This is a genomic window from Streptomyces avidinii, assembly GCF_045161815.1.
GTDB lineage: Bacteria > Actinomycetota > Actinomycetes > Streptomycetales > Streptomycetaceae > Streptomyces > Streptomyces avidinii.
Window position 1 is genome coordinate 6,271,405 of record NZ_CP108863.1, and the last position, 25,102, is coordinate 6,296,506.

The window sequence follows — 25,102 nt, forward strand, 5'->3', positions numbered from 1 at the left end:
AGCCCGACACGGAGCCGCGGCCCCGTCACCGCAGGAGCCGAGCGCAGCGGACTGGCAGGGTGGGGGAGTGGATCAGCTAGCTCTGCTGTTCGTGCTCCTCCTCGGGGCCGTGGTCACGGTGCCGCTCGGGGACCGGCTCAAACTGCCCGCACCCGTCCTCATGACCATCGGCGGGGTGATCCTCGCGCTGGTGCCGGCGGTACCGAACGTCGATATCCCGCCCGAGTTCATCCTGCCGCTGGTGCTGCCCCCGCTGCTCTACGCCTCCGTGCAGCGCACCTCCTGGCGGCAGTTCGCGGCCAACGTCCGGCCCATCCTGCTGCTGGCCGTGGCCCTGGTGTTCGTCACCACGGCGGCCGTGGCCGCCGTGGCCAACGCGGTCGTGCCCGGTCTGCCGCTCGCCGCCGCCGTCGCGCTCGGCGCGCTCGTCGCCCCGCCCGACCCGGTGGCCGCCACCGCCGTCGCCGGATCGCTGGGGCTGCCCCGCCGCATGGTGTCGATCCTGGAGGGCGAGGGACTCTTCAACGACGTGACGGCCATCGTGCTGTACCACGTCGCCGTCGCCGCCGTCGTCAGCGGCGGCTTCTCCTGGCCCGAGGCGCTCGGGGAGTTCGTGCTCTCCGCCGTGGTGGCCGTGGCCGTCGGGCTCGCCCTCGGCTGGGCCACCCACCGGCTCATGGGCCGGCTCGGCGACGCCACCCTGCAGATCGGGCTGACGCTGCTGGTGCCCTTCGTCGCGTACGTGGTGGCGGAGGAACTCCAGGGCTCGGGGGTGCTGGCCGTGCTCACGGCGGCCCTGTTCCTCGCCGAGTACGCGAGCGACGCCGACGACGTGCTGGGGCGGCTCGCCGGGCACACCTTCTGGGAGGTCGTCGACATGCTGGTCACCGGCGTGGCCTTCGGCCTGATCGGGCTGGAGCTGCACAACGTCTTCGGCACGGCGAAGGACCACGCGTGGGAGATGGCCGGCTGGGCGGCGATCGTGGTCGCGGTGGTGGTCGGGGTCCGGCTGGTGTGGCTGCTGCCGGCGGGCTGGCTCGCGCAGAAGCTGCACCAGCGGCGCGACTACGACGAGGAGATCCCGCTGAGCTGGCGGGAGAGCGTGGTGATGTGGTGGGCGGGGATGCGCGGGGTCGCCTCGGTGGCCCTGGCCCTGGCCATTCCGCTGCGGACGGACGCCGGTGAACCCTTCCCCGGGCGGGACCAGATCATCTTCATCGCGTTCGCGGTGATCATGACGACCCTGGTGTGCCAGGGGCTGACCCTGCCGTGGCTGGTGCGGCGGCTGGGGGTGGAGGCCGACACGGACGCCGACCGGGATGCCGAGCGCCTTCTGGCGATCCGCGCGGCGAAGGCGGCCAAGCAGCGGCTGAAGGAGATCCAGGAGGTGGAGGACCTGCCGGAGGACCTCACCGAGCAGTTGTACCGGCGCGCGTACGACGTGGGGGCCAGGATCAGCCCCGACATGGTGGACGAGGAGCGGCGCGAGGCGTACGCGAAGCGGGTGGAGCGGCTGCGCGACATCCAGCGGATCCAGCGCGAGATGATGTCCGCCGCCCGCCACGAGATCCTGGCCGCCCGCAGCGAACCCGGCTCCGACCCGGAGATCGTGGACCGGGTGCTGCGGCACCTGGACGTACGCAGCCTGCGGGCCCCCTGAGGCCTGGGCCGTCTCTTGCGGATCCTGCCGGGCCCGCGACGCCCGGCACCGCACCTCGCCGCACTGCCGGGGCAACCGAGTACGTCCAGTACACGGCAGCCCCGGCAGCACGCCGAGGCACGGCACCGGGACGACGCGGACCTGACCGGCAAGATCCGAAAGAGACGGCCTAGGCGGGCCGGGACACGAGGCGTTCGAGTCCCCGGAGGAAGCGGACGTAGGGGGACCAGCGGGCCGGGCGGGCGACCGTGCCCGTGCACGCCAGTTCGGCGCGGTCCAGGCTGTCCTCCAGGAAGGCGTCGTGCGCCGGGCGGAAGGCCAGCGGCCAGGTGATGCGGCTGAGGCCGCTGACCGTCATCGCCACGGTGTGCCGCAGCGCGGTGTGCTCGTCGTCGACGGGCAGTACGGCGAACTCGTGGAAGCCGTGGAATCCCCGGGGCCCGGTGAAGGTGAAGCGGACCCAGGTCCCCGGCACGTACGCGGCCACCGTGTAGCGCACCGGTCCGTGTCCGCCCGCGGCCCCGACCCCCAGGGGGCGGTCGAGCTCCATGCTCTCCCACGAGCGCCAGGGCCACAGCCCGTCGTCCTCCCCGCGGGACAGCGTGTCGACGAGTGCGCCGACCTCGCTCCCCTTCGCCGCGATCAGGCGCTCGTGCACGTTGTAGACACCCATGGGGTGCTCCCCTCCAGATTATTAGAGATGTGTCTCTAATAATCTGGAGGGTACTCTCTGATTCATGGCGAGACCACCCCGCTTCGACACCGACCAGATCCTCGACGCAGCCGTCCGGCTCGCCGCCTCCGGCGGACCCGGCGGCGTGAGCATGTCCGCCGTCGCCCAGGCCATCGGCGCGCCCAGCGGCTCCATGTACCACCGCTTCGCCGGGCGCACCGCCCTGCTCGCCGAGGTGTGGCTGCGAACCGTCGAGCGGTTCCAGCAGGGCTACTTCGCCAGCCTGCACAGCGACCCCGACCCGCGGCCGGCCGCCCGCGCCGCCGCCCGGCACGTCGTGGCGTGGAGCCGCGCCCACCCCGAGGAGGCGGCGCTCCTGCTCCACGGGCCGTGGGAGTTCGGCCGCGCCGACTGGTCCGAGGAGCACACGGCGCGGGCCGATTCCGGCAATCAGCGGGTCTACGCCGCCCTCGGCGCCCTCGCCGAGTCGCTCGGCGCGACCGGTGCCCAGGACCGGGACCGCATCACCCTGGCCCTGGTCGACCTGCCGCTCTCGGTGGTCCGCCGCCATCTGCGCGCGGGCGAACCCCTGCCGCCGCACGCCGAGGACCTCGCCGAGGAGTGCGCGGCCGCGCTGCTGCCGAAGGCCGCCGGCTAGGCCGTCTCTTCCGGATCCTGCCGGACCGACAAGATCCGGAAGAGACGACCTAGGGGGCCTCCGCCGCCGGGAGGGTGGCGATGTGCGGGAGGGCGTACGGGTGCTCGGCCACCAGCCAGGTGATCAGGCGTTCGCGCACCATGCAGCGCAGCGTCCACAGGTCGTCGGCGTCCTTCGCCGTGACCACCGCGCGGACCTGGACCGTGTGCGGTGTGGTGTCCGTCACGGCCAGCCCGCCGCCGCGGCCGTCCCACTCCGGGATCTCCTTCAGGACGTCCTGGAGCCGCTCCCGCATCAGGTCGAGGGGCGCGCTGTGGTCCAGGTGCCAGAAGACCGTGCCGGTCATCTGCGCGCCGCCGCGCGACCAGTTCTCGTACGGCTTGCTCGTGAAGTACGAGACCGGCATCGTGATGCGCCGCTCGTCCCACGTGCGGACCGTCAGGAAGGTCAGCGTGATCTCCTCGACCCGGCCCCACTCCTTGTCGACCACCACCGTGTCGCCGATGCGGACGGTGTCGCCGAAGGCGATCTGGAGGCCGGCGAACAGGTTGCTCAGCGAGGCCTGGGCGGCGATGCCCGCCACGATGCCGAGGACGCCGGCGGAGGCCAGCAGGGAGGCGCCGACCGTCCGCATCGGCGGGAAGGTCAGCAGCATCGCCGCCACGGCGACCACGACCACCACCGCCGTGACCACCCGCTGGATCAGCGTGACCTGGGTACGGACCCGGCGCACCCGCGCGTCGTCCTCGGTCGCCGCCGCGTAGCGCGCGTACGTCGAGTCGACCGCGGCCGTCGCGATGCGCACCGCCAGCCAGGCCGCGGAGGCGATCAGGAGGAGGGTGAGGAACCGGCCGACGCCGACGGGGTGGTCGGGGAGGATGCCCGCCCGCCGGTACGAGGCTCTGAGCAGCGAGGTGCACAGGACGACTTGGAAGGGCAGCCGGCAGCGGCGCAGCAGCCCCCACAGCGGGGTCTCGGTGTGCCGGGCGTCGGCCCGGCGCAGCAGCAGGTCGAGCAGCCGGCCCGCGATCAGGGTGGCGACCAGGGCGCCGCCGATGACCGTCACGGGGCGCAGGACGTTCTCCATCTCCATGGGGATGAACGTAGCTGGCACGATGGAGGCATGAACATCATGCTTTTCCATTCGACGTACGGGCTGCGGCCCGCGGTGCACGCGGCGGCCGACCGGCTGCGCGCGGCCGGGCACCAGGTCCAGGTGCCGGATCTCTTCGAGGGACGCACCTTCGGGACCGTCGAGGAGGGCATGGCCCACCGGGACGAGATCGGCCGTGACGAACTGCTCAAGCGCGCGGTGCTGGCCTCCGCCCCCTACTCGGACCAGGGGCTCGTCTACGCGGGCTTCTCCTTCGGCGGTTCCGTCGCCCAGCACCTGGCGATGGCCGACGAGAAGGCGCGCGGGCTGCTGCTCCTGCACGGGACGGCGGACCTGGAGGACGGCGCCTCGGTGGACGAGCTGCCGGTGCAGCTGCACATCGCGGACCCGGACCCCTTCGAGCCGCACGACTGGCTGACGGCCTGGTACCTGCGGATGCAGCGGGCGGGGGCCGACGTCGAGGTCCACAGCTACCCGGGTGCCGGGCACCTGTTCACCGACCCGGAGCTGGAGGACTACGACGCCGAGGCGGCCGAGCAGCTCTGGAAGGTCTCGATCGGCTTCCTCGACAGCCTGTAGGCGGGGAAGAGACGACAGGGCCCGGCCCGGCGGATGCCGGACCGGGCCCTTGGCGCAGGGGGTCAGCCCGCCCGGTAGGCGGTCCAGCTGCTCGACATGCGAGCGACCTGGCCGGCGGTGAACTGGTACATGCAGGAGTCGTACGTGTAGTCCATGAAGTTGCGGATCGGGTCCGCGCCCGGCTTGCTGGCGCAGCTGTCGCGCCCGGTCGGGCACTCGTACGCGGCGCTCTTCTCGGCGGGCGTGTCGGAGACGTAGTCGCCGTTGCCGTTACAGCCGCCCTGGAAGGTGTGGTAGAGGCCCAGCCAGTGGCCGACCTCGTGGGTGGCGGTGTCACCCTCGTTGTAGTTGGCCGCGGAGCCGCCCGGCAGCGAGCTGTCGAGCACGACCACGCCGTCCATCTTGGGGCTGGAGGCGTAGGAGGTCGGGAAGGTCGCCCAGCCCAGCAGGCCGCCGGAGAGCTTGGCGGTGTAGAAGTTGAGCGCGCCCGGGCCGCCCTGGCGCAGGGTGTTCTTCATGTCCTTCTCGGCCTGGGAGCCGGAGGCCAGGTTGTACCAGGACGCGTTGTCCGTGTAGTCGGTCGACGCCAGGGTGAACTGGAAGTTCGTGTTGACGTTGCCGGTGCCCTGGCCGCCGTAGGCCGCGTTGAGGACCGCGAGCTGCTTGCTGACGTCCGTGGCCGTCAGCTTTCCGGTGGTGCCGGAGTGCACGACGTGGAAGTACACGGGGATGTTCACCACGGCCTCGGCGGCGGCGAGGCTGCGCTGCGGCTGGTTCTTGAGGGCCTTGTCCAGCTTCGCCTTGAGGTCGGCGTCCATGGCCTTCGCCTGCGCGTCGGTGATCGCGTTGGGCTCGTCCGCGTGCTCGTCGTGGGCGCGGGCGACGCGGGCGTTCGCGCCGCCGGAGGCGGCGGGCTGGTCGGCGCAGACCTCGGCGGGGGACGTGGCGGCCGCGAGCGTGGTGGGGGCGGCGAGCGGGGTGAACGCCAGGGTTCCGGCCAGAACCGCCGTGCCCATCAGGCGGCGGCGGAGAAGGGGGGATATGCGGGCAGAAGCGCGCACGTGTGCTCCTCGCGTGGGGGATTGTGGGGGGTGGTGGCCTGAAGGATCTTCTTCAGCTGGCGGGAAGCTTATGTGTTCATGACATATTCAGGTCAAGTGGCTTACGTAAAAGATTTGTTGCTTCTGATGCACATGGGGCGCCTGGTATGTACCAGGCGCCCCATTCGGCGAGAGATTTGACGGTGGATCAGCGAACGGGCTGATAGGCCCGCTCCACCTTCTGTGTCCCGTTCAGCGTCCGGTACGACCGGGTCCATGCCGATGTGGCACCCGGCTGCCGCTTGTCGGACACCGCGTAGTAGTCCATCTGCGAGCGCTCCGCCGTCACGTCCAGCACGCCGTAGCCGTGCGCGTCCATGTCGAGCCACTTCACGTGCCAGTTGGCGGCCTTGACGGCCGACTCGGCGACCAGGGAGAGGGTGTCCGGCAGGACGTGCAGGATGTCGTCGAGGTTGTCGGAGGTCACCGAGGTGACGACGAACTCGGTCGCCGCCGTCCCCGAGCCCGGGTACGTGGCCATGTTCACCGGGACCTCGTTCGCCCAGGCCATGTGGATGTCGCCGGTCAGGAAGACGGTGTTCTTGACCTTGCGGTCCAACAGGTGTCCCAGCAGCTCCTTGCGGTCGTCCGTGTACCCGTCCCACTGGTCCACATTGATCGCGATGCCGCCCTCGGGCAGGCCGAGCAGCTTGGCCAGCGGCTTCAACAGGTGCGCGGGCAGCGAGCCGAAGGCCACGGGCGAGATCATCACCGAGGTCCCGACCAGCTTCCACGTCGCGGGCGAGCCCGCGAGGCCCGACTTGAGCCAGTCCAACTGGGCGCGCCCGGTGATGGTGCGCTCCGGGTCGTCCACCGAGCCGCTGCCCACCTTGGTCTGCTGCGAACGGAAGGAGCGCAGGTCCAGCAGGTGCAGGTCGGCCAGGGTGCCGAAGCGCAGCCGCCGGTAGCAGGTCCCCGCGACGGACGCGCGTACGGGCATCCACTCGAAGTACGCCTGCTTGGCGGCGGCCGCGCGCGCCGCCCACTCGCCCTCGGCCCCCGCGGTGTGGTTCTCGGCGCCGCCGGCCCAGGCGTCGTTCGCGAACTCGTGGTCGTCCCAGATGGCGATGACCGGGTGCGCGTGGTGCAGGGCCTGGAGGTCGGTGTCCGTCTTGTACTTGCCGTGGCGGGTGCGGTAGTCGGCGAGGGAGACGATCTCGTGCTTCGGCTCGTGCTGGCGCACGACGTACTTCGCCTCCGGGTACCCCCCGGACTGGTACTCGTATATGTAGTCGCCCAGGTGCAGGATCGCGTGCAGGTCCGTGCGGGCGGCCAGGTGGCGGTAGGCGGAGAAGTAGCCGGCCTCCCAGTTGGCGCAGGAGACCACGCCGAAGCGGACCCCTGCGGTCGTCGTCTCGTGGGCCGGGGTGGTCAGGGTGCGTCCGGCGGGGGAGACGGCGGCGCCGGCGGTGAACCGGTACCAGTACGGCGTCTGCGGCTGGAGCCCGCGCACGTCCACCTTGACCGTGTGGTCGGTGGCGGCGCTCGCGGTGACGGCACCGGAGGCGACCACGTGGGAGAAGTCCTTGTCGGAGGCCACCTCCCAGCCCACCTGGGTGGCCGGGCCGAGACCGGAACCGGGCACTGCCTCGGGGGTCGGGGTGACGCGGGTCCACAGCAGGACCCCGTCGGGCAGCGGGTCGCCAGAGGCGACGCCGTGCAGGAAGGCGGGCGCGGTGCCCGCGGCATGGGCGGCCGAGGCGCCCAGCGAGGTGAGGGGGGCCAGCGCGGCCGTGGCCGCCGCGGCGAGGACGACCGTACGGCGACGGGGGGTTGCCGCGGCCCGGGAAGAGGGGAGTTGACTGGTCACGGACCATCACATTACCGACGGGTACACCCCTGGGAACAGGTGTCGGAACGCAACGGGCGGGCGAACTCTGGGAGTTCGCCCGCCCGTTGAAGCGGTATGTCCGGAAAGCGCTTCCCGGACCGTCCGGGATCAGCCCTGCAGGGCCTTGTCGATCGCTGCCGTGAACAGCTCCGCCGTCTGCGGAGTGTCGATCTTCTTGCCGTCCATCTTCAGGGTCGGCGTGCCCTTCACCCCGGACTTGTCGAAGGCCTTGGACATCTCCAGCGCCCACCGGTCGTACGTACCGCCCTCGACGGCCTTCTTGAACTCGGCGTTGCCCTTGAGCGCGGGGACCGTGTCCGCGACCTTCAGCAGGTAGTCGTCCTTGGCGAAGCTGTCGACGGTCTCCTCGGGGTGCAGCTCCTTGGAGTAGAGCGCCGCCTTGTACTCCAGGAAGGCCTCCGGGCTGACGTTCAGCGCCGCGCCCAGGGCGCTCAGCGCGTTCTTCGAACCCTCGCCCTTGACGGCGTTGTCGATGAAGGTGGCGCCGACGTACTGGAGCTTGTACTTGCCCCCGTCCACGTCCTTCTTGATCTGCGCACCGGCCGCCTGCTCGAAGGAGGCGCAGGCCGGGCAGCGCGAGTCCTCGTACAGCTCCAGGGTCTTCTTCGCGTCGGCCTTGCCGACGACGACCGTGGTGCCGTCCTCGCCCGTGGTGTTCTTCGGCTTGACCAGCTCGGCCTTGGCGGCCTTCTCCCAGTAGTCGGGCTCGTTGGCCTTCATGACCCCGTAGCCGATGACGCCGGCCAGCGCGAGCAGGGCCACGACCCCGCCGCCCACGAGCACCTGGCGGCGCACCTTGTCCTTCTTGGCCTGGGCCTCGCGCTCGGCGCGCAGCCGCTCGCGGGCCGCCGCCTTGTTCGCCTGGCTGTTGCGTGAACTCATCATGATCTCCGTGGGGTGTGACGTGCGAAAGGGACTGCCGTACGTGCGTCAGGCGCGGGCGAGCGCGCCGAGCACGGGGGGTCCCCGCCGTCCCACGGAGTGTGCGGGGAAGCGCGTACGCGCCCCGGCGCCCGGGAGCACCGACCCCAGCAGGGCCGAGGCCGGCCGGCGGGCCACCGCCACCGAAGCCACGGCCAGCCGCAGCGGCCGGAACGCGAAGGCGGCCACCGCCCGCAGCAGCCGGCCCAGCGCCCGCTCGCCGTGGCGCAGCCAGGCGGCGGCCAGCAGCCCGACCGAGACGTGGGCGCCGAGCAGCAGCCAGGGCGTGTACGGCCCGGGCGAGGAAAGCAGCGCGGCCGCATCGGCCGGCCCGGCCACCTCGGTCAGCGGCCCGCCCACCGGCGTGCCGCCGCACAGGGCGTCCAGGCCCATGGCGCGCAGCGGGCCCGCGACGGGGCCGCCGGCCGCGCCGTAGCAGAGGTGCTGCCCGGTGGTGAAGACGGTGTCGGCGGCCAGCTCCAGCGGTACGAGCAGCCCGGCGATGGGGGCGAAGCCCCGCTCGCGGCCCGCGAGCGCGTAGGCGATCGCGAACACGCCCGCGAAGGCCCCGCCCACCAGGGCGGGCGGCAGCGGGACCTGGGACATCAGGACGTGCGAGCCGGACGAGAGCAGCACGACGAGCGCGCTGAACAGCGCGGCCCGCAGCCCCCTGAGTCCCGTCCCGGAAACGTCCATCCCGGCGAGTCTGCCATGCGTTCCTGTGGAACAGACGTTCAGGGAGTGAGACGCCCGTTACGGAAGAGGTCCACGAAGATCTGGTGGTCGGCGCGCGCCCGGGCCCCGTACGCGTGGGCGAAGTCCACGAGCAGATTCGCGAAGCCGTCCTCGTCGGCCGCGATCGCCGCGTCGATGGCCCGCTCGGTGGAGAAGGGGACCAGCGTCTGCCCGCTCTCGTCCGCGTCGGCCGCCCCGTGCATGGTCGCGGTCGCCCGGCCCAGGTCGGCGACGACCGCCGCGATCTCCTCCGGGTCGTCCAGGTCCGACCAGTCCAGGTCCACCGCGTACGGGGAGACCTCCGCCACCAGCTGACCCGCCCCGTCCAGCTCCGTCCAGCCCAGCCACGGGTCGGCGTGCGCCTGCAGCGCGCGCTGGGAGATGACCGTACGGTGCCCCTCGTGCCGGAAGTACTCCCGTACCGCCCGGTCCGTGATGTGCCGGGAGGCCGCCGGGGTCTGGGCCTGCTTGAGGTAGATCACGACGTCGTTCTCCAGGGCGTCGCTGTGCCCCTCCAGCAGGATGTTGTAGGAGGGCAGGCCCGCCGAGCCGATCCCGACGCCCCGGCGCCCCACCACGTCCTTGACCCGGTAGGAGTCCGGCCGTACCAGGGACTCGTCGGGCAGGGTCTCCAGGTACCCGTCGAAGGCGGCCAGCACCTTGTAGCGGGTGGCGGCGTCCAGCTCGATGGAGCCCCCGCCGGAGGTGAAGCGGCGCTCGTAGTCCCGGATCTCCGTCATGGAGTCCAGCAGGGAGAAGCGGGTCCGGGAGCGGGCCGAGCGCAGCGCGGCCAGCAGCGGGCCCTCGGCGGTGTCCAGCGTGAAGGAGGGCACTTCCTCGTGCTTCGCGCCGGCCGCCAGCCGGTGGATCCGCTCCCGGTACGCGCCGGCGTAGATCCGCACCAGCTCGCTTATCTGGTCGTCGCTGAGCGCCTTGGTGTAGCCGATCAGGGCGACCGAGGCGGCGAACCGCTTCAGGTCCCAGGTGAAGGGGCCGACGTAGGCCTCGTCGAAGTCGTTGACGTTGAAGATCAGCCGGCCGTTGGAGTCCATGTACGTGCCGAAGTTCTCGGCGTGCAGATCGCCGTGGATCCACACCCGGCCCGTCCGCTCGTCCAGGAACGGGCCGCCGTGCCGGTCCCGCTCCAGGTCGGAGTAGAAGAGGCAGGCCGTGCCCCGGTAGAAGGCGAAGGCCGAGGCCGCCATCTTGCGGAATTTGACCTGGAAGGCAGCGGGGTCGGCGGCGAGGAGCTCACCGAACGCGGTGTCGAACACGTCGAGGATCTGCTCGGCGCGCTGCTCGTCGGTCGTCTCGGGGACCGCCATGGCGGGTGCCTCCTGGTGCACGGGCTGTTTCGGGTTCCGACCGACTGGACGTCGGATCGGCCCTCCTGGTTCTGCAACGCCCGACCGTACCGTTCAGTGCCCGTGATCTGTCACCCGGCCGACGTAGGATTCGAAGCTGCCCCCTCACCCCGCCCCCCGGAGGACCCGCGCCGTGACAAAGCCGCCGTTCACGCACCTGCACGTCCACACCCAGTACTCGCTGCTGGACGGTGCCGCGCGGCTGAAGGACATGTTCAACGCGTGCAACGAGATGGGCATGACGCACATCGCCATGTCCGACCACGGCAATCTGCACGGCGCCTACGACTTCTTCCACACGGCGCAGAAGGCCGGCATCACGCCGATCATCGGCATCGAGGCGTACGTCGCCCCCGAGTCCCGGCGCAACAAGCGTCGCATCCAGTGGGGCCAGCCGCACCAGAAGCGGGACGACGTCTCCGGTTCCGGTGGTTACACCCACAAGACCATCTGGGCGTCGAACGCCACCGGCCTGCACAACATCTTCCGGCTGTCCTCCGACGCCTACGCCGAGGGTTGGCTCACGAAGTGGCCGCGGATGGACAAGGAGACCATCTCCAAGTGGTCCGAGGGCCTGATCGCCTCCACCGGCTGCCCGTCCGGCGAGGTCCAGACCAGGCTGCGCCTCGGCCAGTTCGACGAGGCCGTGCAGGCCGCCTCCGACTACAAGGACATCTTCGGCGAGGGGCGCTACTTCCTGGAGCTGATGGACCACGGCATCGAGATCGAGCGCCGGGTCCGCGACGGGCTGCTGGAGATCGGCAAGAAGCTCGGCATCCCGCCGCTGGTGACGAACGACTCGCACTACACGTACGCGAGCGAGTCCGTCGCCCACGACGCCCTGCTCTGCATCCAGACCGGCAAGAACCTCTCGGACCCGGACCGCTTCCGCTTCGACGGCACCGGCTACTACCTCAAGTCGACCGACGAGATGTACGCGATCGACTCCTCGGACGCCTGGCAGGAGGGCTGCGCCAACACGCGGCTGGTCGCGGACCAGGTCGACACCGAGGGCATGTTCAAGTTCCGGAACCTGATGCCGAAGTTCGACATCCCGGACGGCCACACCGAGGTCAGCTGGTTCCGCGAGGAGACCATGCGCGGCATGCACCGCCGCTACCCCGGGGGCATCCCGGAGGACCGGATGCAGCAGGCCGAGTACGAGATGGACACGATCATCTCGATGGGCTTCCCCGGCTACTTCCTCGTCGTCGCCGACTTCATCATGTGGGCCAAGAACCAGGGCATCGCGGTGGGCCCGGGCCGAGGCTCCGCGGCCGGTTCGATCGTCGCCTACGCCATGGGCATCACCGACCTCGACCCGCTCACGCACGGCCTGATCTTCGAGCGCTTCCTGAACCCCGAGCGCGTCTCCATGCCCGATGTCGACATCGACTTCGACGAGCGTCGGCGCGTCGAGGTGATCCGGTACGTGACCGACAAGTACGGCGCCGACAAGGTCGCCATGATCGGCACGTACGGCACCATCAAGGCCAAGAACGCGATCAAGGACTCGGCCCGCGTGCTGGGCTACCCGTACGCGATGGGCGACCGCCTCACCAAGGCCATGCCCGCCGACGTCCTCGGCAAGGGCATCCCGCTCTCCGGCATCCTCGACCCGACGCACCCCCGCTACGGCGAGGCCGGCGAGATCCGCGGGATGTACGAGAACGAGCCCGACGTGAAGAAGGTCATCGACACCGCCCGCGGTGTGGAGGGCCTGGTCCGCCAGATGGGCGTGCACGCCGCCGGCGTGATCATGTCCAGCGAGACGATCACCGACCACGTACCCGTCTGGGTGCGGCACACCGACGGCGTCACCATCACCCAGTGGGACTACCCGAGCTGCGAGTCGCTCGGCCTGCTGAAGATGGACTTCCTGGGCCTGCGCAACCTCACGATCATGGACGACGCCGTCAAGATGGTGAAGGCCAACAAGGGGATCGACATCGATCTCCTCGGCCTCCCGCTCGACGACCCCAAGACCTTCGAACTGCTCGGCCGCGGTGACACCCTCGGCGTCTTCCAGTTCGACGGCGGGCCCATGCGCTCCCTGCTGCGCCTGATGAAGCCCGACAACTTCGAGGACATCTCCGCCGTCTCGGCCCTGTACCGGCCGGGCCCGATGGGCATGAACTCGCACACGAACTACGCCCTGCGCAAGAACAAGCAGCAGGAGATCACCCCGATCCACCCGGAGCTGGAGGGACCGCTCGAAGAGGTGCTCGCGGTCACCTACGGCCTGATCGTCTACCAGGAGCAGGTCCAGAAGGCCGCCCAGATCATCGCCGGCTACTCGCTCGGCGAGGCCGACATCCTGCGCCGCGTGATGGGCAAGAAGAAGCCCGAGGAGCTGGCGAAGAACTTCGTCATCTTCGAGGAGGGCGCCAGGAGCAAGGGCTTCAGCGACCAGGCGATCAAGGCGCTGTGGGACGTCCTGGTGCCCTTCGCCGGCTACGCCTTCAACAAGGCCCACTCGGCCGCGTACGGCCTGGTCTCCTACTGGACCGCCTACCTGAAGGCGAACTTCCCGGCCGAGTACATGGCGGGCCTGCTCACCTCGGTCAAGGACGACAAGGACAAGTCCGCGATCTACCTGAACGAGTGCCGCCGCATGGGCATCAAGGTCCTGCCGCCGAACGTGAACGAGTCCGAGCCGAACTTCGCGGCCCAGGGCGACGACGTGATCCTCTTCGGCCTCACCGCGGTGCGCAACGTCGGCACGAACGTCGTGGAGTCGATCATCAGGACCAGGAAGGCGAAGGGGAAGTTCTCCTCCTTCCCCGACTTCCTGGACAAGGTCGAGGCCGTCGTCTGCAACAAGCGCACGGTCGAGTCGCTGATCAAGGCCGGCGCCTACGACGAGATGGGCCACACCCGCAAGGGCCTGGTCGCGCACCACGAGTCGATGATCGACAACGTGGTCGCGGTCAAGCGCAAGGAGGCCGAGGGACAGTTCGACCTGTTCGGCGGAATGGGTGACGAGAACGCGAGCGACGAGCCCGGCTTCGGCCTCGACGTGGAGTTCTCCGACATCGAGTGGGAGAAGTCCTACCTGCTCGCCCAGGAGCGCGAGATGCTCGGCCTCTACGTCTCCGACCACCCGCTCTTCGGCCTGGAGCACGTGCTGTCCGACAAGACGGACGCCGGAATCTCCCAGCTGACCGGCGGCGAGCACTCCGACGGCGCGGTCGTCACCATCGGCGGCATCATCTCGGGCCTCCAGCGCAAGATGACCAAGCAGGGCAACGCCTGGGCCATCGCCACCGTCGAGGACCTGGCCGGCTCCATCGAATGCATGTTCTTCCCGGCGACCTACCAGCTCGTCTCCACCCAGCTGGTCGAGGACACCGTCGTCTTCGTCAAGGGCCGCCTCGACAAGCGCGAGGACGTCCCCCGCCTCGTCGCCATGGAGATGATGGTCCCCGACCTCTCCTCGGCCGGCACCAACGCCCCGGTGGTCCTCACCATCCCCACCGTCAAGGTCACGCCGCCGATGGTGACCCGTCTGGGCGAGATCCTGCGCCACCACAAGGGCAACACCGAGGTGCGGATCAAGCTCCAGGGGCCGCGGACCACCACCGTGCTCCGCCTCGACAAGCACCGCGTACAGCCCGACCCCGCCCTCTTCGGCGACCTCAAGGTGCTGCTCGGGCCGTCCTGCCTGGCCGGATAACACCGCCCCCGGGCGCGACCCGGCAGTACGTGCGGAAGGGCCCGCCCGGTGAACCGGGAGGGCCCTTCCGCGTACGGGTACGGCCGTCAGTTGTGGCCGAACTTCTTTTCCTTGCGCTTGTGCGCCATGTCCATCGGGCTCGGCGCCGAGGAGGAGGGCATCGACTCGGTCTCCGAGGTGCCCTTGGTCGGATCCTGCGACCGGGGCTGCTGCTTGGCGGGCTGCTTCTGGTTCTTGTTCTTGGCCATGGTGGAGCCTCCGTGAGGGTCTAGGGGCCAGGACCGCCTTCACCCTCACACAAGGCCGGAAACCGCGCATTTTGGATCATTACTGCGCGTAGCCGCCGCCTCTCACCCCACCCGTAGTGAGATCCGCCACGCCGATGATCGAGTTCCGGCCTTCAACACCCTTGGGGTCGGGCAGACTCGGGGAACCCCGCCGAAAAGCACAGAGGACCCCCAGGGAAGAGGGTGGAACGCGTGGACCGCTGCGTCGTCCTGGTGGATGCCGGCTACCTGCTGGGTGCCGCCGCCAGCCTTCTCGCCGGGGAGCCCTCACGCTCCCGGATCACCATCGACCATGCCGCCCTCATCCAGGGCCTGCGCGAGCGGGCCGAGGCCGACACCGAACAGCCCCTGCTGCGCATCTACTGGTTCGACGGCGCACCCGACCGGGTGCCCCAGCCCGAGCACCGGCGGCTGCGCGTCATGCCCCGCGTCACCGTCCGGCTCGGCGCCCTGACCCGCAGCGACGGCCGCTGGGCGCAGAAGGGCGTCGACGCCGCCATGCACGCCGAGCTCACCGAGCTCGCCCGCAACCGCGCCTGCTCCGACGTCGTTCTCGTCACCGGCGACGGAGACCTGCTGCCCGGCCTGATGTCCGCCAAGGAACACGGGGTCGCCGTCCACCTGTGGGCCGTCCAGGCCGCCGACGGGGACTACAACCAGTCCGAGGACCTCGTCGCCGAGGCCGACGAACGCCGCGTCCTGGACCGGGCCTGGATCACCCGGGCCGTCCGTGCCAAGGACCTCACCGGACTGTGCTCCCCGCCGCCCGCACCGCGCCCGGACATCGCCGCCATCCTCTCGGCCCCGCTGCCCGAGGCGGCGCTCGCCGAGGCCGCCCGCAACGGCACCGCCGCCACCGGGGAAGGGGGCCGCGACGGGGTCCCCGTACCGGCGCCCGCCACGCCGGGGGGCAAGCCGGTCCCCACCCCCAAGGACCTGGCCGGAGCGCTGCGCGCCCCCGGCCAGCAGAGCGCCCCGCAGGGCGGGCCGAGCGGGGCCCACGCCCCCGCCAGCGCCCTGCGCTGGTCCTCCGACAAGGGCTGGATCGACCGGGCCGGACCGCTGGGCGAGCCCGCCGAGACCGCCTCGCTGCCCACCCTCGCCCAGCTCACCAGCGCCGAACAGCGCTGGGCGGACCGGGAGGAGGACATCACCACCGTCGGCGGCGACCCGTTCGAGGTGGGACAGGTGTTCGCCCGGCGCTGGATGGAACGGCTCCCGGAGACCGTCCACCTGCAGAAGCTGGCCACGATGTACCCGCGGATCCCGCACCGGATCGACGGCGAACTGCTGCGCTACGCGGCCCGGTTCGGGCTGCTCGCGCACAAGGACGACCAGATCGACGAGCACGACCGGTATGCCATCCGCGCCGGGTTCTGGCGCGAGATCGACGTCCGCGCCGCCGCCGAACACGTGGCCGCCGTACCGGCCTCGGCCCCCGGAGCCGGCCCCGGCGAGCATGCCGCCCCGCTGACCCCGACGGCCGAGTAGGGGCGGGAACCCCGTAGGCTGCTCCCTCGTGAGTACGGGCACAGCACAGGCGCAAGAAGGCACGGCGACGGCCGCGGGAGCGGCGCCCGACGTCATCTGCGCGGTGCGTGACCTGGTCAAGACGTATCCCGCGGTACGCGGCCGGCGCGGGGCCCCCGCCCTGCCCGAGACCCGCGCCAACGACGGGATCTCCCTGGACGTCCGGCGCGGCGAGATCTTCGGCCTGCTCGGCCCCAACGGCGCCGGCAAGTCCACACTGGTCCGCCAGCTCACCGGCCTGATGCGGCCGGACTCCGGATCGGTGACCCTGCTCGGTCACGACCTCGTGTGCCACCCCGAGCGGGCCTCCCGGCTGCTCGCGTACCTGGGGCAGGAATCCACCGCCCTGGACGAGCTCACGGTGGCGCTCGCCGCCGAGACCACCGGGCGGCTGCGCGGTCTCGGCCTCCGCGCGGCCCGCGCCGAGCGCGACGCCGTACTGGACGAACTCGGACTGACCGCGATCGCCGGACGGCCCCTGAAGAAACTTTCCGGCGGCCAGCGCCGCCTCGCCTGCTTCGCCACCGCACTGGTGGGGGAGCGGCCCGTACTGGTCCTCGACGAGCCCACCACCGGAATGGACCCGGTCGCCCGGCGCGCGGTCTGGTCCGCGGTCGACCGGCGCCGCGCGCAGCACGGCGCCACGGTCCTGCTCGTCACCCACAACGTCATCGAGGCCGAGACCGTCCTGGACCGGGTCGCCGTCATCGACCAGGGCAGGGTCATCGCCTGCGACACCCCGGCCGGTCTGAAGGCCACCGTCGCGGACGAGGTCCGGCTGGAGCTGGTCTGGCGCGAGGGTGCTCCGCTGGAGGTCCCGGAGGTCGCCCGGCTGCGTGACCGGGCCGTCGAGTCGGGGCGCCGATGGGTGCTCCGGCTGGCGCCGGACGAGGCGAGGGCGGCGGTGGCCTCGGTCACCGGGAGCCCCGCCTTTGCAGCACTCGACGACTTCACTCTGGCCACCCCCAGCCTGGAAGACGTGTACCTGGCCCTCGGTGGCAGGACGAAAGGGCTGGTGAAGTCGTGAGCGACCGCTCGACGGGAGCCGTCCGGGCCGCGGTCGCGCCCGACGCCGTGCCGCCACCCGCTTCGGGCGCCGTGCCGCCACCCGCTCCGGGCGCCGCGTCGGCCCACGACGCCGCGGGCCGCGCACAGACGCCGCAGCCCGCGCCGCTGGCGCCCGGCGCGCGGTTCTTCCCCTCCCTGGCCGCCGTGTACCGGGCCCAGCTGTCCCGGGCCCGGGTGGCACGGATCCCGCTGCTGTTCGTCGCCACCTTCCAGTCCGTCGGGATCATGATCCTGATGCGGGGCGTGGTCGACGGGGGCTCCGAGGCCCGCGCCGTCGTCGCCGGTTCCTCGGTGCTCGTCGTCGCTTTCGTCGCGCTGAACCTGCTCGCCCAGTACTTCGGGCAGCTGCGGGCCGGCGGCGGACTCGACCACTACGCCACCCTGCCGGTGCCGCCCGCTTCGGTGGTGCTGGGCGCGGCCGCCGCGTACGCCTCCTTCACCCTGCCGGGGACCCTGGTCACCGCCGTCTTCGGGTGCCTGCTGTTCGGACTGCCCATGAGCGGGCTGTGGATCCTGGCCGCCGTCGTCCCGCTGGCCGGGGCCGCGCTGGCCGGGCTCGGCGCGGCGCTGGGGCTGCTCGCACCGCGGCAGGAGCTGGCCACCCTCGCGGGACAGCTCGGCATGTCGGCGGCGCTGCTGCTCGGGGTGCTGCCGCCGGAGCGGATGCCGGACATGATCGTGTGGGCCCGGGACCTGTTGCCGTCCACGTACGGCGTCGAGGCGTTCGCCCGTACCTTCGCTCCCCGGCCCGACTGGGCCGCCGTCGCCCTCGACCTGGGCGTGTGCGGGGCGGTGGGGGTCCTCTCGCTGGCCGTCGCGACCTGGGCGTACCGCCGGGCGGCCGTCCGCTGACGCGGTCCGCCGACGCCGCTTCCGGGCACACCTGGCACGATGTGGGGGTGACCGAAGCCGTGACCCCGCCGTCCCCCCTCGACCCGCCGTCGCTCCCGCCCGAGAAGCCGGGTGCCGCCGCCGGGGCGATCACCCCGGGGGACATCCGCGACGGGGCCGTCGTGGCCCTGCTCGTCGGGGCGGCCGGACTGCTCCTCGGCCTGCTGTGGATGTGGCTGGCCCCCCGGGTGCAGTACGTCTCCAACGGGGAGGCCGTGTTCCTGCGCAACAGCGAGAGCGAGGCGCGGATCGCCTCCGACGGCACCTTCTTCCTGCTGTCCCTCGGACTGGGCGTGCTCAGCGCCGTCGGCACGTTCCTGTGGCGCCGGGCCGGTGGTGTGCCGCTGGTGATCGGCCTTGCGGTCGGGTCCGTCTTCGCCGCGCTGGTGGGGTGGCGGTTCGGGCTGTGGCTGGGGCCGTCGTCGGACCTGGTCGCCGCGGCGAACAGGGCGGGCAAGGGGGTCCCGTTCGACGCGCCGCTGGAGCTGCTCGCGCACGGGGCGCTGCTGGCGTGGCCGATGACGGCCGTGCTGCTGCATCTCGGGCTGACGGCGTTGTGGACTCCGCGGGATCCGGATCCCGAGCCGGTGTACGGCTGGAGCGGGTACTACCAGGCGCCGCCGCCCGCCGACTCCGCCCCTTCGGCGCCGGAGTCCCCGCGCGCCTGACCCTCCCGGGGGGTGCGGGTCCGCCGCTGCGCGGAGCCGGTCCCCGCCCCGCCCTTTCTCCGTTTCCCGGGGCTCCGCCCCCGGACCCCGCCGGGCGCTGCCCGGACCCGCGCCTCAAACGCCGGCGGGGCTGGGTTGTGCCGGATGGGCTGGGTTGTGCTGGCCGGGCCGGGTTGTGCCGGCGGGGCCTGGGTTGTGGCGGACGGGCTGGAAGCGGCTTACGCCCGGGCGATGGGGGCCAGGGTGGCCGAGGTGAGGGTGGTCAGGTCCGACGGGGAGAGTTCGACCTCCAGGCCGCGGCGGCCCGCCGAGCAGCAGATCGTGGCGTGGGCCGCGGCCGAGGCGTCGATCACCGTGCGCAGGCGCTTGCGCTGGCCCAGCGGGGAGATGCCGCCGCGGACGTAGCCCGTCGTGCGCTCCGCCAGGGCCGGGTCGGCCATCGCCGCCCGCTTGCCGCCCACGGCCGTCGCCAGGGCCTTGAGGTCCAGTGACCCCGAGACCGGCACCACCGCCACCGTCAGGACGCCGTCCACGTCCGCGACCAGGGTCTTGAACACCTGGCCGGGCGAGACGCCGAGCGCCTGCGCCGCCTCCTCGCCGTACGAGGGATGCGCCGGGTCGTGCTCGTAGGCGTGCGTGGTGAACGCGACGCCCGCCGCCGTCAGGGCGACGATCGCCGGGGTGCCTGCGGCCTGCTTGGACTTCTTCGCCATCGGTGTGCGCTCAGTTCGGGCTCGTCGGGGCACGGGTCAGGTCCACCGCCGGCAGCGACGGGAGGTGGCGGATCACCGCCGTCTCCGTACGCAGCAGCTTCAGCTCCTCCGCCAGCCGGGTCGCGGTGTCCGGGGCCTGGAGCAGCCGCTGCTTCGCCGGGATGTCCAGCACCGCCGCCGCGGCCACCAGGTAGGAGACCACCGAGGGCTCGTCGGGGAGCTCCGCGCCGGTCAGGGACCGCTCGCGGGCGCCGGCCAGCCGCTTCTGGTAGTTGCGGAAGGCCCGCAGCACGCCCTCCGCCAGCACACCCGCGCCGTCGCCCGAGTCCTCCGGCAGCTCTTCCAGTTCCGCCGTCAGGAAGGGGCCCGAGGCGTCGACCGAGATCAGGCGGACCCGCGTGGTGCCGGTCGCCAGGACCTCGAAGCTGCCGTCCTCCCGCTCCCGCACGGTCGCCGCGTCGGCGATGCAGCCCACCCGGTGGAAGGCCTGGATCGGGTCGGGGCCGAAGCCCGCCGCCGGACCCCGCTCGGGCAGGGCCGTCTGGTCCGGCAGGCCGGGCAGGGTCGGCGCGACCTCCCGGCCGTCGCGGATCGCGACGACCGCGAAACGGCGCGGCTCGTCCTCGCCCGTCTTCAGCAGCTCGCGCATCATGGCGCGATAACGCTCCTCGAAGATGTTGAGCGGGAGGACGAGTCCCGGGAACAGCACCGAGTTCAGCGGGAAGAGGGGCAGGCGAACGGTGGTCACGAGGCACAGGGTAATCGCCCGAACCCTCCCGAGTGTCCGGCGTTTGAGGGGCGGACGGCGGCATGTGAGCGATCCACCGGACGACCCCCGCCGCCGTCACCCCCGCCGCAGCAGCCGGGAGGCCCCCGCCGCCACTGTCGTCGCCAGGATCCAGCCCATGATGACGAGACCCGCCGCGCCCCACTGCCAGCCGCCCTCCAGCTTCCACTGCCCCTGCTGACCGAGGTCGATCACCGGGAGCAGCAGGTCCAGCGCGTACAGGGCGGCGCTCCACTGCGGGTGCTCGTCCTGCTTGATCGCCGGCGGGTCGAGCTGGGAGAACAGCAGCGCCCCCGCCGCCCACAGCACCGCCATCCACAGGGCGGCCCGGCCCGGCCGGTAGCCGTACACCACCGTCCAGTCCTGGAGGTACCCCCACGCCTTCGGCCAGGGCGGCAGCGTCTCCCGGCGGCGCCGCTGCTTGGCCAGCAGCACCTCGCGGGCGTCCGCGTCCTCGCCGCTGGCCCGCAGTACGGCGGCCAGCCGCTCGTACGGCTCCGGCGAGTACTCGGGAGTGGCCGCCTCCAGCCACTCCAGGCGGCGGGAGAGCGGGAAGTGCCCCCGGGGCGCGAGGTTCTCGTAGACGAACCCCTCGATGGACAGCCCGCCCGGGCCCGGCCAGCTGGTGGAGGTGTCGACGAGCTTGACCACCTTGGCCCCGGACACCACCACCCGGCCCTCCTCCGGCCGCTCGCCGACGAAACGGAACTCGGGGGTCTGGATCCGCCGCAGGGACAGCTCCTGGTCGGGGGTGAGGGTGAAGCGCGCCCCGTAGAAGTCGATGGCGTCGCCGAAGCGGCCGTCGTCCAGCCGCAGCCCGCCCCGGCACTCGAAGTGCTGGGCCCGCCGACCGCGGGTGGGCGTCGGCCCCAGCCCGTACGGGGGAGTGGAGGAGCCCCCGTACGCCGCGTAGTCCAGTGCGATGGAGGTCAGGTACAGGGTCCGCTCCACCGTCAGCTGCGGGGCGTTCAGCGCGTACCGCCCGTACGGGTTGCGCAGGCGGGCCCCGCGCAGGTTCATCGACACGCCGACCTTGGCGCCGCGCAGGCTCACCTCCCCGTAGGTCTCCAGCAGCTCGCCCTGTAAGTCCTGCGCGACGGACATCCCGTCCGCGGCGATCGCCCGGCCCTTGTTGTCCCGCTGCACCACGGCCTGGCTGATCAGCAGGTCGGTGCCGATCTGCGCATCGGTCAGCCGGATCCCGCGCGCCACCCGGCAGCGCGGCAGGTGCAGATCGCCCTCGGTGTGCAGCCGGGAGGCCTCCAGCCGCGGGATCGCGCAGTTGACCATCCGCAGCGTGCCGACACGGGCCTCCGACAGCTGGATCTCGCTGTCGAAACGGCACGACTGGAGCTCCACGTACGGAGCCACCGCGCCACCGGACAGTTCCAGCCGCCCGCTGATCCGCACCCCGCGCAGCTTGAGCGAGGCCACCCGGCCCGGCACCGGCGGCGGACCGTGCAGCAGCAGCCGGGCGACGACCCGGGCGCGGACGCTGCGCTCGGGCCCCCACACGTGGTCGGCGTGCGGATCGTCCCGGTCGGCGGCGCGGGCGCTGAGATCGCAGACGCTGCCGGTGCGGAACGCCTCCCACATGCGGCGTTCGGCAGCGGTCAGATCCGCCGGTTCCTCATCCGTGCGCGCCTCGGTCACGGCGGCCCCCCTCCGCTGTCGTCCACATGTACGGGAACGCTATCGGGCACCTGTGACATCCGGGACCTGTATCAGCCAGTGATACAGGCGAACGGTGGCGCGAAGCGGTCTGAGAGAATTGTGAGGTGATCTCTCGTATCGACCTGCGCGGTGACGCCCTCCCCGAGGGCGGCGCCCTGCGCGATCTGCTGCCCCGTGCCGAGTTCGACGTAGAAGCTGCCCTGGAGAAGGTGCGGCCCATCTGCGAGGACGTCCATCATCGTGGCACGGCGGCGCTGATCGAGTACGCGCAGAAGTTCGACGGGGTCGAGCTCTCGCAGGTCCGGGTGCCCGCGGAGGCCATCAAGGCCGCCCTGGAGCAGCTGGACCCGGCCGTCCGCGCCGCCCTGGAGGAGTCGATCCGGCGCGCCCGGATCGTGCACCGAAACCAGCGCCGCACCGAGCACACCACCCAGGTGGTCCCCGGCGGCACCGTGACCGAGAAGTGGGTTCCCGTGGAGCGTGTGGGGCTGTACGCCCCGGGCGGCCGCTCGGTGTACCCGTCCTCCGTCGTCATGAACGTCGTACCGGCCCAGGAGGCGGGCGTCGAGTCGATCGCGCTCGCGTCCCCGCCGCAGAAGCCCACTTTTGAAGGAGACCCGGCCGGGGGGCTGCCGCACCCGACGATCCTCGCCGCGTGCGCCCTGCTCGGCGTGGACGAGGTGTACGCGGTGGGCGGTGCGCAGGCCGTGGCGATGTTCGCGTACGGGACCGAAGACTGTCTTCCCTCCAACATGGTGACCGGCCCCGGCAACATCTGGGTCGCCGCGGCCAAGCGCTACTTCACCGGGAAGATCGGTATCGACACCGAGGCCGGCCCGACCGAGATCGCCGTTCTCGCCGACTCCACCGCCGACCCGGTGCACGTCGCCGCCGACCTGATCAGCCAGGCCGAGCACGACCCGCTGGCCGCGGCCGTGCTCGTCACGGACTCCGCCGAGCTCGCGGACGCCGTGGAGAAGGAGCTGGAGCCGCAGGTCGCCGCGACCAAGCACGTCGAGGACCGGATCAAGCCGGCCCTGGCCGGCAAGCAGTCCGCGATCGTCCTGGTCGACACCCTGGAGGACGGCCTGAAGGTCGTCGACGCGTACGGCGCCGAGCACCTGGAGATCCAGACCGCCGACGCCGCCGCCTGGGCCGCCCGCGTACGCAACGCCGGCGCGATCTTCGTCGGCCCGTGGGCCCCGGTCTCGCTCGGCGACTACTGCGCCGGGTCGAACCACGTGCTGCCCACCGGCGGCTGCGCCTGCCACTCCTCCGGCCTGTCCGTGCAGTCCTTCCTGCGCGGCATCCACATCGTCGACTACACGCGGGACGCCCTCGCCGAGGTCACCCACCACGTGGTGACGCTGGCCGAGGCCGAGGACCTGCCCGCGCACGGCGCCGCCCTGAAGGCGCGCTTCGGATGGAAGGTGCCCACCGTATGACCGCCGCCGGCATCGGCATCGACGACCTGCCCATCCGGGACGAGCTGCGCGGCAAGACCCCGTACGGCGCCCCCCAGCTCGACGTGCCCGTCCAGCTGAACACCAACGAGAACCCGTACGAGCTCCCCGCCGAGCTCGTCGCGCGGATCGCCGAGCGCGTGGCCGAGGCCGCCCGCACCCTCAACCGCTACCCCGACCGGGACGCGGTCGAGCTGCGCACCCAGCTGGCCGCCTATCTCACCCGTACCGGCAAGCACCCGGTCGCGCGGGAGAACGTATGGGCCGCCAACGGCTCCAACGAGGTCATCCAGCAGCTGCTGCAGACCTTCGGCGGGCCCGGCCGCACCGCGCTCGGCTTCGAGCCCTCCTACTCGATGCACGCGCTGATCTCCCGCGGCACCGGCACCGGGTGGATCTCCGGCCCGCGCCGCGAGGACTTCACGATCGACGTGGAGGCGGCGGAGCAGGCGATCACCGAGAACGCCCCCGACGTCGTCTTCATCACCTCGCCCAACAACCCCACGGGCACCGCGGTAGAGGCCGAGACGGTCCTCGCCCTCTACGAGGCCGCCCAGGCCGCCAAACCCTCCCTGGTGATCGTGGACGAGGCGTACGTGGAGTTCAGCCACCGCGACTCGCTGCTGCCGCTCATCGAGGGCCGCCCGAACATGGTGGTCTCCCGGACCATGTCCAAGGCCTTCGGCGCGGCCGGCCTGCGCCTGGGCTACCTGGCCGCCCACCCCGCCGTCGTCGACGCCGTCCAGCTGGTGCGCCTGCCGTACCACCTGTCGGCCGTCACGCAGGCCACCGCACTGGCCGCCCTGGAGCACACCGACACCCTGCTCGGCTACGTCGAGCAGCTCAAGGCCGAGCGCGACCGCCTGGTCGTGGAACTGCGGGCCATCGGCTTCGAGGTCACCGATTCCGACGCGAACTTCATCCAGTTCGGGAAGTTCGAGGACTCGCACACCGCCTGGCAGAAGATCCTCGACCAGGGCGTCCTGGTCCGGGACAACGGCGTACCGGGATGGCTGCGGGTCACCGCGGGCACCCCGGCGGAGAACGACGCGTTCCTGGAAGCGGTTCGCGCACTGAAGAAGGAGCAGCACGCATGAGCCGCATCGGACGGGTCGAACGGACCACCAAGGAGACCTCCGTCGTCGTCGAGATAAACCTCGACGGCACCGGCCAGGTCGACGTCTCGACGGGCGTGGGCTTCTACGACCACATGCTCGACCAGCTCGGCCGCCACGGCCTCTTCGACCTCACCGTCAAGACCGAGGGCGACCTGCACATCGACAGCCACCACACCATCGAGGACAGCGCGCTCGCGCTGGGCGCCGCCTTCAAGCAGGCCCTCGGCGACAAGGTCGGCATCTACCGCTTCGGAAACTGCACCGTGCCGCTCGACGAGTCCCTCGCCCAGGTGACCGTCGACCTGTCCGGCCGCCCCTACCTCGTGCACACCGAGCCCGAGAACATGGCGCCGATGATCGGCACGTACGACACGACGATGACCCGGCACATCTTCGAGTCCTTCGTCGCGCAGGCCCAGATCGCCCTGCACATCCACGTCCCGTACGGCCGCAACGCCCACCACATCGTGGAGTGCCAGTTCAAGGCCCTCGCCCGGGCCCTGCGCTACGCCGCCGAGTTCGACCCGCGCGCGGCCGGCATCCTGCCCTCCACGAAGGGCGCCCTCTAGCC

22 protein-coding genes are annotated in these 25,102 nt (G+C 71.6%); 11 read left to right on the forward strand and 11 right to left on the reverse strand.

Annotated features, from left to right (window positions below; genetic code table 11):
- Nucleotides 1–67: 67 nt before the first annotated feature.
- Nucleotides 68–1,660 carry a Na+/H+ antiporter gene (locus OG373_RS28210; protein WP_397737505.1) on the forward strand — a complete coding sequence of 531 codons (1,593 nt, stop codon included), beginning with the start codon at nt 68–70 and terminating at the stop codon, nt 1,658–1,660.
- Nucleotides 1,661–1,829: 169 nt separating this feature from the next.
- On the opposite strand, the gene OG373_RS28215 is transcribed toward OG373_RS28210, so the two are convergent.
- Complete coding sequence (locus OG373_RS28215) at nt 1,830–2,333, reverse strand: SRPBCC family protein (RefSeq protein WP_405441115.1); 504 nt, start codon at nt 2,331–2,333, stop codon at nt 1,830–1,832.
- 64 nt (nt 2,334–2,397) lie between these two features.
- Between OG373_RS28215 and OG373_RS28220 the strand changes: the two genes are divergently transcribed.
- On the forward strand, nt 2,398–2,991 hold the full coding sequence (locus OG373_RS28220) for a TetR/AcrR family transcriptional regulator (protein WP_405441116.1): 594 nt from the start codon (nt 2,398–2,400) through the stop codon (nt 2,989–2,991).
- A 49-nt stretch (nt 2,992–3,040) separates the two neighbouring features.
- Here OG373_RS28220 and OG373_RS28225 read toward each other — a convergent pair whose 3' ends face one another.
- On the reverse strand, nt 3,041–4,078 hold the full coding sequence (locus tag OG373_RS28225) for a mechanosensitive ion channel family protein (RefSeq protein ID WP_405444223.1): 1,038 nt from the start codon (nt 4,076–4,078) through the stop codon (nt 3,041–3,043).
- A 36-nt stretch (nt 4,079–4,114) separates the two neighbouring features.
- Here OG373_RS28225 and OG373_RS28230 point away from each other — a divergent pair, with 36 nt between their 5' ends.
- Nucleotides 4,115–4,684, forward strand: coding sequence for a dienelactone hydrolase family protein (locus OG373_RS28230; RefSeq protein ID WP_397737511.1), 570 nt, complete (start codon nt 4,115–4,117; stop codon nt 4,682–4,684).
- A 62-nt stretch (nt 4,685–4,746) separates the two neighbouring features.
- Here the strand turns inward: OG373_RS28230 and OG373_RS28235 are convergent, their stop codons facing one another.
- From OG373_RS28235 to OG373_RS28255, 5 genes are all read right to left on the reverse strand, one after another.
- Nucleotides 4,747–5,700 (reverse strand): zinc metalloprotease, encoded by a 954-nt coding sequence (locus OG373_RS28235; RefSeq protein ID WP_405444224.1) that lies wholly within the window; start codon nt 5,698–5,700, stop codon nt 4,747–4,749.
- 232 nt (nt 5,701–5,932) lie between these two features.
- On the reverse strand, nt 5,933–7,594 hold the full coding sequence (locus tag OG373_RS28240) for an alkaline phosphatase D family protein (protein ID WP_405441117.1): 1,662 nt from the start codon (nt 7,592–7,594) through the stop codon (nt 5,933–5,935).
- A gap of 129 nt (nt 7,595–7,723) precedes the next feature.
- Nucleotides 7,724–8,518, reverse strand: a complete 795-nt coding sequence (locus OG373_RS28245) for a DsbA family protein (RefSeq protein ID WP_397737515.1) — start codon at nt 8,516–8,518, stop codon at nt 7,724–7,726.
- Between the two features lie 48 nt (nt 8,519–8,566).
- Nucleotides 8,567–9,253: a hypothetical protein gene (locus tag OG373_RS28250; protein ID WP_397737517.1), complete on the reverse strand. Its 687-nt coding sequence runs from the start codon at nt 9,251–9,253 to the stop codon at nt 8,567–8,569.
- A gap of 38 nt (nt 9,254–9,291) precedes the next feature.
- Complete coding sequence (locus tag OG373_RS28255; protein ID WP_397737519.1) at nt 9,292–10,617, reverse strand: DUF2252 domain-containing protein; 1,326 nt, start codon at nt 10,615–10,617, stop codon at nt 9,292–9,294.
- A 172-nt stretch (nt 10,618–10,789) separates the two neighbouring features.
- Between OG373_RS28255 and dnaE the strand changes: the two genes are divergently transcribed.
- Nucleotides 10,790–14,332 (forward strand): DNA polymerase III subunit alpha, encoded by a 3,543-nt coding sequence (gene dnaE, locus OG373_RS28260; RefSeq protein WP_405441118.1) that lies wholly within the window; start codon nt 10,790–10,792, stop codon nt 14,330–14,332.
- 86 nt (nt 14,333–14,418) lie between these two features.
- On the opposite strand, the gene OG373_RS28265 is transcribed toward dnaE, so the two are convergent.
- Complete coding sequence (locus tag OG373_RS28265; RefSeq protein WP_184791978.1) at nt 14,419–14,580, reverse strand: hypothetical protein; 162 nt, start codon at nt 14,578–14,580, stop codon at nt 14,419–14,421.
- A 222-nt stretch (nt 14,581–14,802) separates the two neighbouring features.
- Between OG373_RS28265 and OG373_RS28270 the strand changes: the two genes are divergently transcribed.
- The 4 genes from OG373_RS28270 to OG373_RS28285 are packed head-to-tail and all read left to right on the forward strand — an operon-like array spanning nt 14,803 to nt 18,776.
- On the forward strand, nt 14,803–16,110 hold the full coding sequence (locus OG373_RS28270; protein WP_405441119.1) for an NYN domain-containing protein: 1,308 nt from the start codon (nt 14,803–14,805) through the stop codon (nt 16,108–16,110).
- 28 nt (nt 16,111–16,138) lie between these two features.
- Nucleotides 16,139–17,176 (forward strand): ABC transporter ATP-binding protein, encoded by a 1,038-nt coding sequence (locus OG373_RS28275; RefSeq protein WP_405441120.1) that lies wholly within the window; start codon nt 16,139–16,141, stop codon nt 17,174–17,176.
- A 47-nt stretch (nt 17,177–17,223) separates the two neighbouring features.
- Nucleotides 17,224–18,069: an ABC transporter permease gene (locus OG373_RS28280; RefSeq protein ID WP_405444226.1), complete on the forward strand. Its 846-nt coding sequence runs from the start codon at nt 17,224–17,226 to the stop codon at nt 18,067–18,069.
- A 47-nt stretch (nt 18,070–18,116) separates the two neighbouring features.
- On the forward strand, nt 18,117–18,776 hold the full coding sequence (locus OG373_RS28285; protein ID WP_405441121.1) for a hypothetical protein: 660 nt from the start codon (nt 18,117–18,119) through the stop codon (nt 18,774–18,776).
- 218 nt (nt 18,777–18,994) lie between these two features.
- Here the strand turns inward: OG373_RS28285 and ybaK are convergent, their stop codons facing one another.
- The 3 genes from ybaK to OG373_RS28300 form a co-directional block, all read right to left on the reverse strand.
- Nucleotides 18,995–19,489 (reverse strand): Cys-tRNA(Pro) deacylase, encoded by a 495-nt coding sequence (gene ybaK, locus OG373_RS28290; RefSeq protein ID WP_405441122.1) that lies wholly within the window; start codon nt 19,487–19,489, stop codon nt 18,995–18,997.
- Between the two features lie 10 nt (nt 19,490–19,499).
- Nucleotides 19,500–20,237, reverse strand: coding sequence for an LON peptidase substrate-binding domain-containing protein (locus tag OG373_RS28295; RefSeq protein WP_405441123.1), 738 nt, complete (start codon nt 20,235–20,237; stop codon nt 19,500–19,502).
- A 96-nt stretch (nt 20,238–20,333) separates the two neighbouring features.
- Nucleotides 20,334–21,929, reverse strand: coding sequence for an oxidoreductase (locus OG373_RS28300; RefSeq protein WP_405441124.1), 1,596 nt, complete (start codon nt 21,927–21,929; stop codon nt 20,334–20,336).
- Between the two features lie 125 nt (nt 21,930–22,054).
- Between OG373_RS28300 and hisD the strand changes: the two genes are divergently transcribed.
- Genes hisD through hisB form a run of 3 tightly spaced genes read left to right on the forward strand, consistent with a single transcriptional unit; the run spans nt 22,055 to nt 25,100 of the window.
- Nucleotides 22,055–23,395, forward strand: a complete 1,341-nt coding sequence (gene hisD, locus OG373_RS28305) for a histidinol dehydrogenase (RefSeq protein WP_405441125.1) — start codon at nt 22,055–22,057, stop codon at nt 23,393–23,395.
- On the forward strand, nt 23,392–24,510 hold the full coding sequence (locus tag OG373_RS28310) for a histidinol-phosphate transaminase (RefSeq protein ID WP_405441126.1): 1,119 nt from the start codon (nt 23,392–23,394) through the stop codon (nt 24,508–24,510). Before hisD ends, OG373_RS28310 begins: the two co-directional genes overlap by 4 nt.
- Nucleotides 24,507–25,100 carry an imidazoleglycerol-phosphate dehydratase HisB gene (gene hisB, locus OG373_RS28315; protein ID WP_030009963.1) on the forward strand — a complete coding sequence of 198 codons (594 nt, stop codon included), beginning with the start codon at nt 24,507–24,509 and terminating at the stop codon, nt 25,098–25,100. Before OG373_RS28310 ends, hisB begins: the two co-directional genes overlap by 4 nt.
- The last annotated feature ends 2 nt before the right edge of the window (nt 25,101–25,102 follow it).